The following is a 15,804-nucleotide window of genomic DNA, read 5'->3' as shown; positions in this document are numbered from 1 at the left end:
TTAACACACGCATTTATTGCAATCCACAAACATGATTAAGACTCAGGGTAGCGTTTTTCAATCGCTTTCAAAGAGCGTAAAAATAAGCCTAAACCACCCACGCTAAGTACCAAAATAACAATTAAATCAAATGCACTCATGTAAGAGAATCGAAAATTAATCGAGCTTATTACGCCAAAAATTAATGCCACTAATGAGCCAAATGTCAGTAACCAGCCAAGTATGTTTCTGCCATTATAAAACATAATGCCCACGCCAAACATAAATGGGATCATCACCATACCACTGGTAAGCCCAAAACCACCGAGCTGATATAAATGGCTACTAAAGCCAAATGAACTGGTCACTTTTATGGCATTTAATAACATATAAAAGCCACCACACATCATCACTAATCCAATAAAGAACTGACCTATTCCGCCAGACGTTCCACCAGCACCTTTCATCATTATCCCTTGAAAACCATTATTTTAAGTCAATAGATTGATGTTACTTAACCGTACAATTAATAGCAATCATCGGTATAACATGAACATTTTTACCCAATAATGCTTGATTGCCCTAGCGAGGTACTCTTAGCATCTTGTTTTATAAAAAATCTCCCTTGGCATTTAAATATCAATATCGCCTTAGCGAGAATAGCTGACGGATAAAATAGTAAAACTGAACTCATATTTTTCTTATCAACTTGTTTAAGCCTAAGCCTCGCGCTACTAGGTGTTATCTGAGATAATATTGGGCTATTTTATTGATATTCTTTTTTATTAGGTAACACAGTCATGACAACCCAATTTGCTTGTTCAGGTATAGAGCTTGAGCTTTTTCGTTATCCAAGCCAACAAGCATCCAACTTACAAGCATGGGACGCGGCTGATGAATACCTAATCAAATACCTCATTGATGCAGAAATAACCCCAAGCACAACCGCGATTCTTAATGATAATTTTGGTGCGCTGACATGTGCATTAGCAGCACAAGCTCCAAACAGTGAGCTACTAATAGAAACCGACGCAAAAACCAGTTTGCTAGGATGTCAGCAAAATTTATTAGGCAACAAACTGGCACCGACTAATATTCAATGGTTTAACAGTCGCGATACTCTGCCAGACAATATTCAATTAGTGTTGATGAAATTACCGAAGAATCTTCATTACTTTGGCCAGCAACTTGCGCGTTTATCAACCGTGCTTCCAGCGGGAACCCAAATACTGATCGGTGCTAAAGCCAAGTCAATCAACCCCGCATTGCTCGCCAGTATTGAAAAGAATCTAGGTCCTGCATCAGCCAGTTTAGCGTGGAAAAAAACACGGGTAATCAGCTGTATTAGCGATGGTAAACCACGCTCATTAGCGCAAGCGGTGAGTTGGAACGTCGATGAACTGAAACTGACGATGAGCAATCTTGCCAATGTATTTGCTGCCAATAAGCTCGATATTGGCGCAAGGATTATGCTCGATAACATGCCCAAAGGTGAATTCAACCACATCATAGACTTAGGCTGTGGTAACGGTATTTTAGGCTTACATGCAAAGCAATGTTATCCACATGCGCAGATCCACTTTGTCGATGATTCTGATATGGCTATCGCCTCGGCAAAGCATAATTGGCATGCTAACGCCCTAGACGCTCAGTCCCAAGAACCACAAACAGAACAAACGCCACAAGCTTTTTTCCATTGGGACGATTGCCTGAGTAACTTGCCCGCAGATGTTGAACCAGACTTAGTGCTATGTAACCCTCCGTTTCATCAAGGGGAAGCTATTACCGACCACATCGCTTGGCAAATGTTTGTCGACGCACATAAACGCTTAAAGAAAGGCGGTTTATTGCATATTGTCGGTAATCGACATTTAGCCTACCACGTTAAAATAAAGCGCATTTTTAAAAACTGCACGACTGTGGCATCCAATGGTAAATTTGTCATTTTACAAGCGATAAAATAAGTTGATCGGTCGCTATATAAAAATTTGACAATAATCATAATGGACGACTTTATTTAATGGACAATCAAGCAAAAGACTATTTAGCGATCAATAAACACGCATGGAACCAGCGAACACAAATCCATCTTGACTCAACATTTTACGCCTTAGATGCATTTATCCAAGGCAAGTCATCATTAAACCCCATTGAACTTGAACAAGTCGGTGATGTACACAATAAAAGTCTGTTGCATCTACAATGTCACTTTGGGCAAGACAGTTTATCGTGGGCAAGACTTGGCGCTAATGTCACTGGCGTAGACTTATCTAGCGAGTCGATTAAAACAGCCAAAAAGCTGGCCGCTCAACTACACTTACCAGCAACATTTATCAATAATGACATCTATCAGTTTGGTGACCACAATACCGAGCAATATGACATCGTATTCAGCTCTTATGGGGTGTTAGCTTGGTTACCCGATTTAACTCGCTGGGCCCAAACCATTGCGGGCGCATTACGACCTGGCGGTGAGTTTCATTTAGTTGAGTTCCACCCGTTTAATGATGTGTTGTCTGGTTATGGCTATTTTGCGCAGTTACAAGCGGATATTGAAGCTGAAGTCACCTACACCGAAAACCATAACGACCAAATCGAAACCGTAGTCACTTGGCCACATCCGATAAGTGAAGTGATTAGCGCACTCATTGCGGCGGGCCTCAGCATCGAAGCGTTTAACGAGCACCCTTACAGTCCTTATAACTGTATCGAGGGTTTGGAGTTTGTGGCAGGCAAAGGATATCAGCTAAAGCATCAAGGCCATCTCATCCCACTTATCTACTCTATTAAAGCTAGCAAAGTGGGATAAAATGAGCCTAAAGCCTATTTAACTAAGCTTAAGCATCCGTTTTAGTTGATGACTGTTGATGTGTTGCAGGCGGTGCAAACAATATCCGCCAACGTTGTTTTAGAGATAATTGGGCTTGGGTAACATCACCCCACATCTCGCGCCATTCACTAAAGGTCACCACTAACGGATTAAAGCTGTTTACCGGTTTAGTTATACCGTAAACCACAGTTTCATTTTCAGGCTCGAATGTACCAAAGAGTTTGTCCCATATAATCAGTACCCCCGCATAATTTTTGTCTATGTATTGTGGGTTACGCCCATGATGAACTCGGTGATGGGACGGTGTATTAAAAATCCATTCCAATGGCCCTAACGACTTAATCGCTTGGGTGTGAACAAAGAACTGCAGCCCTAGATTGAGCAACACCGCAAATACCACCCAGTTAGGATCAAAGCCAATTACCACCAGCGGTAACCAAAACAGCCACATTCCTGCCAATGGGTACATTAAGCTTTGTCTAAAAGCTGTGCTGAAATTCATGTTTTCTGAACTGTGATGCACCACATGCGCCGCCCACATCCAACGAATACGATGACTAGCGCGATGAAACCAGTAATAACAAAAGTCTTGAGCTATGAGCAATAAACCAAAAGTGAATAAGCTCATTTCCATATCAAATAAACGCCAGCCGAAAAAGTGTAAATAGATTTTCGCAATAAATAAGCCTGCAATGATATCCGCCACTTGATGCATGCCAGCTAATACAAAATTACACAGCACTTCGGCAGGGCGATATTGAGCATTACTCGGTAATCGCTGGGCGCGAACGCCAAACCACCACTCCAATAAAATGCAGCCGAAAAAGATCGGTGCTAACACCAATAATAACCACTCAGGGTGAGCAATCAGTAAATCCATGTCCATATTGTTATCCATTTCTATTTATTATTATTTTAACAAGGTTTGTACTAGCGCTTCGCTACGCCTAATGCCTAATGCCAAATCAACGCTTTGTTGCGCCAAAGCCATTTTAGTAAACCGCTTCCAATAAGCGCTTTTTAGTTATCCGGTGTGAGTAACCAGTTTCTAGTTATCCGTAAGCCATAGGCTAAAAAAGCACTCACCTCGTAGATACCATTAGTATTTATCACCATTTGGCAAAATGGTCTTCAGTTAAGCCAAGCTGATTAGTTAACTTATATTGGTTACCATTGTTATCGCAAATCACGCCACTAAAATAGCCAATGTATTGTCTAAAGTTGTTTTTTAACCAAATTAAATTGAGCTTTTCGCTGCGCTGATTTAATGGTCTAAAATGCAAGTCGACATTGCCATCATTAGTCGTGATATGCCATCCATCTTGTTGTGAGTGACGATTAAAATCAAACTGTGCACCACCCAATAAATGACGTTGACCATTAATCCACATTACATTTTCAGTCTGACCAGTTTCGTTAACCCCGGCGGCCAAATTAAGCCCAATAACACCATCGTCGGTTTGAGCATTGATTGAAGCCCAACGCCAACTGGTTTCGCGGCGCATAAATCCAGCTGAAAAGTCATAACCCGCCAATGCATATTGCAAAGGCTGTGGTTCATGATGAATGGTTAATTGTCCAGTGACGGCTAAGCCATTGTGCTTTTGAGTATAGGTCCAACCGTTATAACCCGTTGGGGTACACAAGCAGATGGGTAAGCTCAATGGTGCAGGCTGAATACGCAGATTGGCTTGTATGTCTGCAAGATTAATCTCGACTTGCCATTGGCCGTCGACAATATCAATAACAATTCCTTTGCTTTTCCGGCCAATCTCAGCGCGCCCATGCTTAGGTGAGTCACTTAATTTACAGCCAAGCCCTAATGGGGTTAGCCATTGTGTTTGCGTTAGTTTATTAGCTTTGATGTCATACAGGTAACAAAAGCCATTAGCAACATAACGAATATCCGCAATCGCAAGTGCAACGATATAATGAGGGGTGATAATACTCACAAATTGGAACTGCTTAAAATCAAAATGCTTAGCCACTGCTGATGCAGGTTTGTCCATTACCGTAGAGTAAGCAAACTGATCAACGTTGAGTGAATCAACAAGCCCATCAAACATGCCAAATACAGGCTGGCCATTGGCATTAATCAATTTATCTGGCGCCAATTGTGGCTGTTTATGTTGCATTGCATTACCTACATAATGTTGTTTATCAAACTTAAGTTGCATAATACTAACCTGAATTGATCAGTGATTAATGTCAACAACCCCGTAAGATTGTTGTCGGCATCTAAATTGAACCTCTGAAACAAGTTATTGATTATTGACTTAGCTATATACCTCGAGGCGTTCATTAGTGAATTTATCTTTATAACAACATAACCTTAGCGATGCTGGAAACCCAGACAAATTCTGGTATCATTTATCTACCTTTTGCTTGTTATTGTTGCCTCATGAAGTTATTGATCCCTATTTTACTGTCTACATTATTGCTATCAGCTTGTGCGAGTTATGAGCCAACTCATGTTGGTCTCAATCCCACATTGGGGCCCGTCAAGTTACAAACTGAAGCTGATTATCCGGTAATGGTTGACACCATAGACACCCGCGAAGCCAGTTTTGTGGTACGTTTCAACGAAAAAGGCAAAACGCCGAGATTAGTGAGTGCCAGTGAACCTATCCGCCAACAACTGGACAAGTTATTTCGTAATGGGATGATAAAAGCTGGTTATGTCATAGACCCCGCCGCACGAAATTCAGTGCAATTTCAGTTGAATTATTTATTAGCAGATGTCACTGATACCACCTTCAGTTTTGAATCTAAAACACGTTTAGTGATTAATGTACTAGCTAAAAATTCACAGCAAGAATTTACTAAAACATATAATGCTAACGGCTACTTAAAGGGTCCATTGAGTCCTGATTTTGCCACGCTTGAATTAGATATCACCAAGCTAGTGGATAAACTCACGACTGAAATTCTTAACGATGAAGAGTTACACCAATTTATTCAACGTTAATTGACCACGGCTTAGCAGCGATGAGTCACGAAAGATGCCAATAAAAGGATTGCATATTATGTTTAAATGGCTAGCCACTTGTTTATTGTTATTGGCCAGCATAAGCGCCAATGCTGAAGTTGATATTCAAAAAGACACCCTATATCCACAAGTAGAGTTAGACACGTCTATGGGGAAAATTGTGGTTGAGTTAGATCGAACCCGTGCGCCACTTACAGTCGATAACTTTTTAACTTATGTGGTTAAGGGTGAATACGACAATACAATTTTTCATCGGGTAATCGCCGAATTTGTGGTTCAAGGTGGTGGCTTAACTCCTAAATTAGAAGAACGTCCTTCGCTAAAGCCTGTGGTAAATGAGTCGGGCAATGGTTTATCGAACGCTCTTGGCACAATAGCCATGGCTCGAGATAATGACCCCCATTCAGCCACACGACAGTTTTACTTCAACATGGGTGACAATAAGAAATTAGATCCGTCTAAACGCCGCTGGGGCTACACCGTTTTTGGTGAAGTCACCAAAGGGATGGATGTGCTAGAAGCCATTTCATTGATGCCGACTGAACATAATAGCACCCTAAACTGGCCCGATTTTCCGGTAAAAACCGTAATACTAAAAAAAGCCACTTTACTGCCTCGCTAATTTCCCACGACTGATCTATACCTATCGATGGTAATAAGCGCATTACCATCGATATTGTCTTAATGCTTAGTCTCAAAAATTCTTAGTTTCAAAAATATCTGGACCAGCACAAATACCAATACCAGTGCACGATTGACATTAACCAGCACCAAGGGATGTTTGACATAATCATCCGACTACCTAGCCCCTACATTTTTACTAGCTTATAAATCAATGAAATAGCACTATAGAATGACAAATATGACTCTTTTTTTAATGCTTATCACGTTAATCGCCAGATTAACGTCTATAATCTAGTTTACTCTTTCAGACAATTAGCTGCGCAACTCTTGGCACCGTACTTCTAATATTCAAGGACGTAAATATTATGACGGCTAATGATTTCATTGAAACCAAAGCCCCACAACTTGCCTATTACGGCAAAGCTTTTTTAGACAATCAATTAGATTACAAAGAAATACAACTGTACATGTGGGATGTATTAGAAGAGTGGCAATTTATATCAAACAATCCCAAGCAATTAACTGAGCAACCCAGTGATACTGAAAAAGTGTTTTGGCACTTATTGTATTGTTTTGATCATTGGTCTGGTTGGGCCATTAAAGGCAATCAATATTTACGCCAACAAGTGCATGACTGTTGCGACTACATCAATATTGGTGGCAATGTGCCACAAAGCTGTATAGGTATCAGACCTTAAGTCAATTATCTGAATTATGGTCTGCATTCTAGTTTAACCTCAAACTGGCTGAATAATCTTTTAGAATGGCTTGAACCTAAACCTCTTGCAACATAAGCTAGAGCCATTCTCCATTATCCAGTTGTCTTATGTCGGTTTTTTTGGCTCGTACCCGTGAAGCATTATCGGTTTATTACCACAAACGAGTATTAATCTTACTCTTGCTGGGATTTTCTGCCGGCTTACCATTAATGCTGGTCTTTTCGACGCTGAGCTTTTGGTTACGTGAGGCCGGCGTTGACCGAGCCGCCATTGGTTACTTTAGCTGGATAGCACTCACCTATGCTTTTAAATGGGCATGGTCACCATTAGTCGACCGTATGTCTCTGCCCTTATTTACGCGCTTTTTAGGCAGAAGACGAGGTTGGATGCTGTTTGCACAATTGTGCTTAGTTGGCGCCATACTTGGTATGTCGATCAGCGATCCTGTGGTTAATCTTGAACGTTTGGCTTTGTGCGCGCTACTACTCGCCTTCGCATCAGCGACTCAAGATATTGTCATTGATGCTTTTCGAATTGAATCTGCTCCAGAAAAAATGCAAGCAGCACTCGCAGCAGCCTATCAGGTCGGTTATCGAGGGGCGATGATCATTGCCACCGCAGGTGCCTTAACCATAGCAGCTTGGGTATCACCAGGTGATGATGCTTACAATCTACAAGCTTGGCAAACAGCGTACTTTGCCATGGCAATGTTAATGGGCATTGGCATTATTACCACCCTATGCAGCAAAGAACCTCAGGTTGATACTAAATACGCTGACGATAAAGAACGGCAACTAAGAGCCGATTTTGCAGCCAAGTATCCAGCCAAAATCGCCGGAACGTTAGCCTGGTTATACAGTGCTAGCGTATTGCCTTTTATTGACTTTTTTAAACGTCACGGCAAAAGTGCCATTCTGATTTTGTTGCTCATTTCATGCTATCGCATCTCCGATATTGTCATGGGCATCATGGCAAATGTGTTTTATGTCGATATCGGTTTCAGCAAAGAGGAAATCGCTTTTATCAGTAAAGTCTATGGTTTAATCATGACCTTAGTCGGCGCCGCTTTTGGCGGAGTATTGCTGATGCGTTATGGCACCATGAAAATTCTATTCTTGGGCGCATTATTAGTTGCGGTAACTAATTTGTTGTTTGCCTGGCAGGCCTATATTGGCTATAACGTGCCATTTTTAACCTTGGCTATCTCGGTGGATAATTTTAGTGCTGGTATCGCGACTGCGGCATTTATTGCCTACTTATCGAGTTTAACCAGTACGGGTTATAGCGCAACACAATATGCCTTGTTATCCTCAATCATGTTGTTGTTTCCAAAATTTATCGCCGGATTTTCAGGCTTATATGTCAATGCTTTTGGTTATATCAACTTTTTCATTGCTGCGAGTTTGATTGGTTTTCCTGTGCTGTTATTAGTGGTGTTGGTTAATCGATCGCAGCTACAAGTGATGGCACAGGCTCAATCATTAGATGGTTCAATTGATGTATCAACAGATGCGGCTAAACCACCTCTTTAGCAACGCTATGATCAATTTAACCTCAACTCGGTAATACTTAGTTGAGGTCATTCTGGTAGCCTTTCTGAGTCAGAATCTGCCTTTATCTTTTTGGGCTGTCAGGTGTTAGGTGTTAGCAAACTTCAGTTGGATTTTGGTGACAAGGTTCTGCACTGGCTAAAGAGAATGACAAGTCTGATTAATCTCGCCTAATTAACATTGCTTAAGTGCACCATGACGTGATTGAAACTAACTGCCTAGTGCAGGCCTAGTGCAGATGATTAAGCGAGACGCCAGCGATTAATTTTTACGGTAAGCATCCATGTGGGCGGCGCCAAAATGTCGCGGTTTGAGATGCTCGCCGATTCATCTACACGGGAAATTTCTCTCTTCAATTTAACGTCATGCTTGTCTGCCGGTAAGAGCTCAATAAAACAATCAAATCTAAGCAACGGGCTTACTTTTGGACGAAATGTGTTGTAGTTAACGCCGCAGCTCCTTTAGCTCACCGCTGTGATATTCAAATTGAATAAGCCACTAGGTTGTGGATGGACTACGACGGCATAACGTTATCGAGGCGTTTGGTGATGTTGAAGGTATTTAGCTCGGCATAAAATTACCATGAAATCCTAGGGGCAGATGGTATGGTAGCCATGCTCTTGCAATGGGGCCTGAAGATAAATCATTCACTGCAAAGATATTCAAACAAGTACGCTTTGTCGGTACATGTAGTGCGGTACCGATTAAGTAGCCGGTATTTTCGATCGCTTTTGGGCAAACACTAATGTGCTCTTCAACCAAGTAATCTTCCCCAAAATGGTAATGCTGTTCTGCGCCAGTATCTGTGTTGAGAGATGATAATGTATCACTCCATAGGCTATTGGTTTTAGCTGACAGATGGTATAAATAGTGGTTTTTTAAACCGACCACATGATCACACACGCGTGGGAACTCGCTCGTACCTGGCATTATTTGCATACTGTAATGACCCTCTGTGTGCAGAGTAATCAGCGCTGTTTTTGCTTTTGTACTGGCCTGTTCAATCTTGCCTTGCATAACATTAGACAGCTTATGCAATACATTCACGTCGGGATACAAGCTCGCATCAAAATGAATAGTGCCATTTATTTCTTCCCAGGCATTTCCATAATGAAATACAAACCCCGCTGGAAGTTCGTAGTGCTTGATAACAGTTAATGACTGCTTACTAATCACTAACACCCTCATTGGAATGTCAGTATTGTATTTAATTTGTTCAAAATGTCCTTCAATAGATTTATCAGTAAACAGTGATGGCAGAATGATCAACAGGTGCTTGTCTGTGATGAGGAAATCATGCAGCATTGCGCCACGATATTGAGTGTTAATTACCCCTGCATTTTTGACGTTACCGTTCGCGGCCAAATGATAGAGCACAATATTACCTGATGGATGCAAACCAAAATTCCAAATATCACCACTAGGATCCACTTTTGGATGAGCAGAAAAAGGCAGCCCTTGTAAAGTATTGGCGTATTTTGACTCTGCTCCTAAATGAACTTGCTGTTGAAATTGCATTGAATCACGATCTATTTTTGTCGGAGACCCCGCCTCCCAAAGCGCCCAAAGATCATCACCAACAGCAATGATATTGGTATTGGCGGTATTGACTGTGTCAGGAGTCACCACCGGTAGCGCATGGGCAATTTTGGTCTCAGGGCCAGAATAAACAAATTGCTGGGCTTGTTGCTCTTGGCTAAATTTTGGTGTGTTAATAAACTGGCCGCGATGGACGATATTCTGATTTTTTATTTCAAAACGTTGCAACATGCCATCACCTTCAAAGGCATGTTGATATCGGATGGCTCCACGTTCATGTTTTGCTGGGCCATTGCGATAAAATACCCCATGTAAATCTGCTGGAATACGCCCTTCAAGTGAAAGTGTTTGTGGCTCAAAGTTACGTTCTACATTGGCAAAACCAATCAATTCAGGATGAACAGCTAAGGCATCATTAAATAACTGTTTAACATTGACCATAGCCGGAACTACGGGTGCGGTAAGTAAGGTTGCAGATGCGGGCAATACACTTGATGCACCGACTATAGCCATGCTTTTTAAAAACTGTCTACGTTGCATAATTAGCACCTCCCTATGTTAGTAGATAATGTGGGTTTGATTAATCACAGGATCTTGCTGTTCGGTTACGGTAAATGCCGCATCTTGATAACCAACTGGACCATAATTAGGTTTGGCGTTGTTTGAAAATCCATAACCTTCTGATGGCATTCCAAATAGGTTGGTGTCTAATGTGCCGTTATTATTTTCGTCTTGAAAGAAGCGAATAGCGTATTGACCGACAGGAATATTAGTAAAAATGACCTTATTGATACCTTGCTTAGCTTGAAGATAAGTAGCACTAAATGCCTCTCCTTTTGAATAGCTGTCTTGACTATTAAACAGCTGTGCGTAAATCTTACTGGGTTGAGCGTTAACGCCCTCTATTTCAAAAGAGATATCTGCTGCAAAAACCGATGAAGTAAACAATGAACTGCAGAGTATTGAGGTCAGTATGACTTGGGTTAATTTATTGCTGTTAACATTTATTTTCTGGCTGTTGATGCTCATTTTTATATCCTTAGCAAATGGTGTCATTGTGCAGGCACGTTGACTTGTTAAATTGGAATATGCTGGTGAAGTATCACCGTTGCGTCTTGTTAAATAGACGATAGAATGGGCATCAGAAAAGCAACAGCCGCTTTACGTAAAATGGGTTAAAAACTTCGTAAGATGTCACTAAAAAGGAATGTGTACCATTGGCGATTCGTGAAATATCTACTAAAAATCAATCGGTAAACTTTACTTTTAATAAAAGTAAATTACTGCGAGAACTACTTGTTGTAATATCTATAGGACTTTTTATTGGTTTTTTAGCACCGTTTGGCATGCATGAGCTGCCGGTCTTTATGTCGATTAGCTATTGGGTTTTTACGTGTGTTTGTGGTTATTTTATTTATTCACCGTTAATCAATCTAGGGCATAAATATTTATCTGAGAAGTTCAGTGCTCCTTGGCTACGTGTTGCAATATCATCTTTAATAGCAAGTATATTAATGAGCTTAGTTGTGCCATTAATCACCATGATATTTTTTAATTCCCCTATTAATCTCATCAATGACTTTCTTCATTTCCTGCCTAAGACATTAGTGATTGGCGGTGTTATTACCTTTTTTAGTGTGTGGCAGAATCATGTTAAACAACAGCAACAGCAGTTGGAATTATCAACAAAAGTGATTGAAGAGCATGCCTCAACGACTGATACCAAGAGTATTCAAATTGAGCAATTTATGTCGTTATTACCCATCAACAAACGTGGCCAGTTGTTGTGTTTAGAAATGGACGATCACTATTTGAAAGTGCATACCGATAAAGGTAGTCACATGCTGTTGATGCGTCTGAAAGATGCTTTACTACAGCTTGAGGGGTTTCCTGGCTTACAAACTCATAGGTCATGGTGGGTGGCAAGTGATGCGATCGTATCAGTAAATAAACAAAATAGGAAAATGACATTGTTGCTAAGCAATCACCTTGAGGTCCCCGTTTCAAGGACGTTTGTTGATGCGGTTAAAGCAGCAAATATTATTTAGGTATATTGTTCAGAGAAAAACAGCATGCTGTCGCCTAACAATGCTGGTTTCATGTCGATACATCTCAGAACGAGTATATGATTAGTCATCCATGAGGATTGTTGCAATGGATGTCTACCCTCTTGGGCGTTTTAAAACAATTTTTCAATATTGGTCATTGGAATAAATAGATTGCCGTCACCATTTTTACAGCCATTGTTGCGGGAAAAATGCCATGACGTGCGACAGCCTCGGTCATATTCCTAACAAACTAAAAAAATAATTCGCTTAATTTAATAAAAAAGCCGATAGGGTGACCCATATCGGCTTTTTCTGTTCAGAATGGCTGTCTTCAGGATTAATCTCTGAAGTTATTGAACTGGAATGGTTGGCCAAGATCAGACTCTTTCGCTAGGCGCATAACAGCTTGTAAGTCATCACGTTTTTTACCAGTGATACGAACTGAATCACCTTGGATAGCAGCTTGTACTTTAAGCTTGCTGTCTTTGATAGCTTTGACTAGCTTTTTAGCAATCAGTGAGTCGATACCTTGTTTAAAATTTACTTTTAAGCTGAAGGTTTTTCCGCTATGAACCGCTTTGTCGTCAACTTCCATTGATGATGGATCGACGTTACGTTTACTCAGCTGAATGCGCAAAATGTCGACTAATTGCTTACAAATAAAATCATCTTCCGATTTTAAGGTAACCACATTGTCTTTCAAATCAATGTCAATTTCTTTACCACGTAAATCAAATCGGCCAGCAACGTCACGGCGGGAGTTTTCTACCGCATTGCGTAATTCTTCTTCGTCAACTTCTGACACAATATCCATAGATGGCATCTTGCTTTCCTCTTTGGTTCATCACATATATATTTTGCTATTTTACACTAGGAGTCATTATCGGGATAGTGGAGTGCGACCACAGATGTCATCACGAGGTTATTAATGACTAACTGGTGATTGATTAACAAAAAATCATCAAGCAGCTATTTTTATTGATAATATCACTATAGGGCTTATTTAGACTGAGTTTAACGATGATTAACTTACGATTATCAGCAGTATAAATGGCTCGACTATAACAATTATGACTTTCCAGAGAGGTTAATGAGTGACAATTTTCAGTAGGTTTCTTATTATTAGCCATCTTCTCGCTTCACTAGGCCAATATTACGCTCGTGATCACTTATAAAAATATTTTCAAGCTTGCCTTAGTTGTCGCCATCATTGTGACAAGCTATCTTGTTTTTTCAAAACCAAGTTATCCGCAGACTTTTGCTCATATGGACAAAGTAGGCCATTTAGGTAGCTTTTTCGCGCTTGCTTACCTAGCTCATTACGCTTTTAAACCACGCTGGTATTTTTTGTGTAGCGCTTTGGCGACATATGCCGTGTTGATTGAGCTGATCCAATCACGTCTTCCCTATCGTAGCGCATCAGCTGCCGATGTTATCGCTGATCTTACGGGTATTGCCCTGTTTTATTTAGTGCATTTTTCGATGATTAAATACCGTAAATTAAAAGCGAATCGCTAAAAAAACATGGTAAAAACATCACTATTGCCACCATCATCCACGCACGATAGTCATCGACTGATTGCCATATTAGGCGCGGGTGCAATTGGGCAATTGATGTATCACAAACTGACTGTCTGCTCGCCAACGCCAGAAGTAGACGATGTGATGTTTATTGGCCGAGATAAACAAACTCGGCAACAAAAACTGGATTTTATTGACGATAAGCAGCAATGCCATAAAGCATTAGCGACCATATTGGGCACCGAAGATAACCGCTTAGCCCAGGTTGAATTACTGCTTGTGTGTGTCAAAGCCTATCAAGTTGAACTAGCACTTATTCCCTTGTTAACCAAACTGTCTCCTCAATGCCATATTGTATTACTTCACAATGGTTTAGGTCCCCACTTTTCGGTGGCTGCTGCATTGGCAAAGCATCAAGGATTGACCCTAGGCACAACATCGCAGGCGGCATTGAAACAAAATCAGTGGCAAGTAAAACACAGCGGCTTTGGCGTAACCCAACTGGGGCATTTTAGCGGCCCTCTTATGCCGACAGCATTAAAGATGCGCCTAAATAATCTGCACAGTGACCATCAACCCATTGAATGGCATCAGCCTGTTTTACCCGTGTTATGGCAAAAGCTGGCGATTAATGCAGTCATAAACCCATTAACTGCATTAAATCAGTGTGCTAATGGTCAATTAGCCGCGACTCAATACCAAGCACAGATTGCGGCAATTATTGATGAATTAGTCCAAGTGGCTCAATGTGATGGCATCAACTTAGATAAAGCAGCACTGAGTGCGCGGGTATACCAAGTGATTGCGTTAACCTCAGCTAACTTTTCATCTATGTATCAAGATGTCGCTCACGGTAGACCCACTGAAATTCATGAGATTAATGGCTATATTTGCCAGCAAGCTAAGGCGCATCAGCTTGATGTTCCCCAAAATCAAGCTCTCCTCGAGAGAGTTTTACGACTCAGTAAGCCTAATAATATTAACTCCACATCACTAAAATAGCCGCAATAGCGATTAGCAGTAATCCGGCAACATCATTAATTTTCACTTTCTGTTTCAGCCAAAAGGTCGCAATAATCAGGGTGAAAAACACCTCAACCTGACCTAAGGTTTTCACATACGGTACAGCCTGCAACGACATTGCGCTAAACCAGCCAATCGAACCAATACAACTGGAAACGCTAATGGCTAAGGTTAATTTAGGTCGTTGCCACAAGGCTGCTAAAGTCGATTTATCTTTTGCCAGTAAATAACCAATTAGCACTATGGTTTGTAACCCAATAACCCACAGCAATACCCAGGCTGCACGATGCGTAAATGGCCCTTGTAGGGTTAAACTGGCTTCTCTTACCCATAAGGATGTCAACGCAAAAGCACTGCCGCATGCAAGCCCTAACAATACCGTTTTCAGTGATAACTGTTTAAAACCCTGCTTGCTACTGAGCAACATGACTGCCAAACCGCCGATGACAACGCCTATCCAACCTAGTATTGATAATTGAGTACCAAAAAAGATAACCCCAAGGATAGCGGCTACTAAGGCTTCGCTTTTGGCTAGCCCAGCACCTATGGCATAGTTCTGCATTTTAAACAGCTTCACCATAAGCCCTGTGGCTAAAATTTGCATTGATGAAGCACCAATAACAAAGCCCCAGAAACTGGCATTAAAAGTGGGTATTGCAGTAGGGGAATATTGATGCAAACTAAATAGATAGACAGCTGCTATGGGACCAGCCCAAATAAAGCGCGCCAAGGTTACGCCTGCCACACTGACGTCTTTACTCAGCTTGCTTTGAAATGCATTGCGCCACGCCTGCATGAATGCGGCGAGAAAGGTAAACATGATCCACATATTGGTTACTGCTCTAAAAAAGCCCTGAAACTTGGTAAAAAGTCAGGGCTTATACAAGGGCAATTAGATTACTGTTTACGACGATTAAAAGACACTTATAAAGTGCTAAAGTGATTAATAATCAACTTATCGAGTTATTAGTCATCCAATGCT

At 41.1% G+C, this 15,804-nt stretch carries 16 protein-coding genes; 9 read left to right on the top strand and 7 right to left on the bottom strand.

Annotation, left to right across the window (positions count from 1 at the left end; genetic code table 11):
- Positions 1-35: 35 nt before the first annotated feature.
- A complete protein-coding gene (locus H5123_RS16605) occupies positions 36-446 on the bottom strand; it encodes a hypothetical protein (RefSeq protein ID WP_124017846.1) in 411 nt (136 codons plus the stop codon).
- A 333-nt stretch (positions 447-779) separates the two neighbouring features.
- Here H5123_RS16605 and H5123_RS16600 point away from each other — a divergent pair, with 333 nt between their 5' ends.
- On the top strand, positions 780-1,943 hold the full coding sequence (locus H5123_RS16600; RefSeq protein WP_182698683.1) for a methyltransferase: 1,164 nt from the start codon (positions 780-782) through the stop codon (positions 1,941-1,943).
- 56 nt (positions 1,944-1,999) lie between these two features.
- Positions 2,000-2,788 (top strand): bifunctional 2-polyprenyl-6-hydroxyphenol methylase/3-demethylubiquinol 3-O-methyltransferase UbiG, encoded by a 789-nt coding sequence (locus tag H5123_RS16595; RefSeq protein ID WP_182698682.1) that lies wholly within the window; start codon positions 2,000-2,002, stop codon positions 2,786-2,788.
- A 28-nt stretch (positions 2,789-2,816) separates the two neighbouring features.
- Here H5123_RS16595 and H5123_RS16590 read toward each other — a convergent pair whose 3' ends face one another.
- Positions 2,817-3,695, bottom strand: a complete 879-nt coding sequence (locus tag H5123_RS16590; protein WP_182698681.1) for a sterol desaturase family protein — start codon at positions 3,693-3,695, stop codon at positions 2,817-2,819.
- 223 nt (positions 3,696-3,918) lie between these two features.
- Complete coding sequence (locus tag H5123_RS16585) at positions 3,919-4,986, bottom strand: DUF2804 domain-containing protein (protein ID WP_259395684.1); 1,068 nt, start codon at positions 4,984-4,986, stop codon at positions 3,919-3,921.
- 224 nt (positions 4,987-5,210) lie between these two features.
- Here H5123_RS16585 and H5123_RS16580 point away from each other — a divergent pair, with 224 nt between their 5' ends.
- From H5123_RS16580 to H5123_RS16565, 4 genes are all read left to right on the top strand, one after another.
- On the top strand, positions 5,211-5,777 hold the full coding sequence (locus H5123_RS16580) for a YajG family lipoprotein (RefSeq protein ID WP_124017841.1): 567 nt from the start codon (positions 5,211-5,213) through the stop codon (positions 5,775-5,777).
- Positions 5,778-5,835: 58 nt separating this feature from the next.
- Positions 5,836-6,420 carry a peptidylprolyl isomerase gene (locus H5123_RS16575; RefSeq protein ID WP_124017840.1) on the top strand — a complete coding sequence of 195 codons (585 nt, stop codon included), beginning with the start codon at positions 5,836-5,838 and terminating at the stop codon, positions 6,418-6,420.
- 367 nt (positions 6,421-6,787) lie between these two features.
- Complete coding sequence (locus tag H5123_RS16570; protein WP_124017839.1) at positions 6,788-7,120, top strand: hypothetical protein; 333 nt, start codon at positions 6,788-6,790, stop codon at positions 7,118-7,120.
- A gap of 128 nt (positions 7,121-7,248) precedes the next feature.
- Positions 7,249-8,673, top strand: a complete 1,425-nt coding sequence (locus H5123_RS16565; RefSeq protein WP_182698680.1) for an AmpG family muropeptide MFS transporter — start codon at positions 7,249-7,251, stop codon at positions 8,671-8,673.
- A 579-nt stretch (positions 8,674-9,252) separates the two neighbouring features.
- Here the strand turns inward: H5123_RS16565 and H5123_RS16560 are convergent.
- Together H5123_RS16560 and H5123_RS16555 are read right to left on the bottom strand one after the other, a co-directional pair.
- On the bottom strand, positions 9,253-10,770 hold the full coding sequence (locus H5123_RS16560) for a carotenoid oxygenase family protein (protein WP_182698679.1): 1,518 nt from the start codon (positions 10,768-10,770) through the stop codon (positions 9,253-9,255).
- Between the two features lie 18 nt (positions 10,771-10,788).
- Positions 10,789-11,259, bottom strand: a complete 471-nt coding sequence (locus H5123_RS16555; RefSeq protein ID WP_182698678.1) for a DUF2141 domain-containing protein — start codon at positions 11,257-11,259, stop codon at positions 10,789-10,791.
- A gap of 188 nt (positions 11,260-11,447) precedes the next feature.
- On the opposite strand from H5123_RS16555, the gene H5123_RS16550 reads away from it, so the two are divergent.
- Positions 11,448-12,278 carry a LytTR family DNA-binding domain-containing protein gene (locus H5123_RS16550; RefSeq protein ID WP_182698677.1) on the top strand — a complete coding sequence of 277 codons (831 nt, stop codon included), beginning with the start codon at positions 11,448-11,450 and terminating at the stop codon, positions 12,276-12,278.
- 337 nt (positions 12,279-12,615) lie between these two features.
- Here H5123_RS16550 and H5123_RS16545 read toward each other — a convergent pair whose 3' ends face one another.
- A complete protein-coding gene (locus H5123_RS16545; RefSeq protein WP_182698676.1) occupies positions 12,616-13,101 on the bottom strand; it encodes a YajQ family cyclic di-GMP-binding protein in 486 nt (161 codons plus the stop codon).
- 338 nt (positions 13,102-13,439) lie between these two features.
- On the opposite strand from H5123_RS16545, the gene H5123_RS16540 reads away from it, so the two are divergent.
- Together H5123_RS16540 and H5123_RS16535 are read left to right on the top strand one after the other, a co-directional pair.
- Complete coding sequence (locus H5123_RS16540) at positions 13,440-13,796, top strand: VanZ family protein (protein ID WP_124017833.1); 357 nt, start codon at positions 13,440-13,442, stop codon at positions 13,794-13,796.
- 6 nt (positions 13,797-13,802) lie between these two features.
- Positions 13,803-14,801, top strand: coding sequence for a ketopantoate reductase family protein (locus H5123_RS16535; protein ID WP_182698675.1), 999 nt, complete (start codon positions 13,803-13,805; stop codon positions 14,799-14,801).
- On the opposite strand, the gene H5123_RS16530 is transcribed toward H5123_RS16535, so the two are convergent.
- On the bottom strand, positions 14,779-15,651 hold the full coding sequence (locus H5123_RS16530) for a DMT family transporter (protein WP_124017831.1): 873 nt from the start codon (positions 15,649-15,651) through the stop codon (positions 14,779-14,781). The genes H5123_RS16535 and H5123_RS16530 overlap by 23 nt on opposite strands.
- Between the last annotated feature and the right edge of the window lie 153 nt (positions 15,652-15,804).

Source organism: Shewanella sp. SR43-4, assembly GCF_014163845.1.
Taxonomy (GTDB): Bacteria; Pseudomonadota; Gammaproteobacteria; order Enterobacterales; family Shewanellaceae; genus Shewanella; species Shewanella vesiculosa.
Note: the sequence above shows the minus strand (reverse complement) of the source record. Positions and strands in the feature narration are given on the sequence as shown.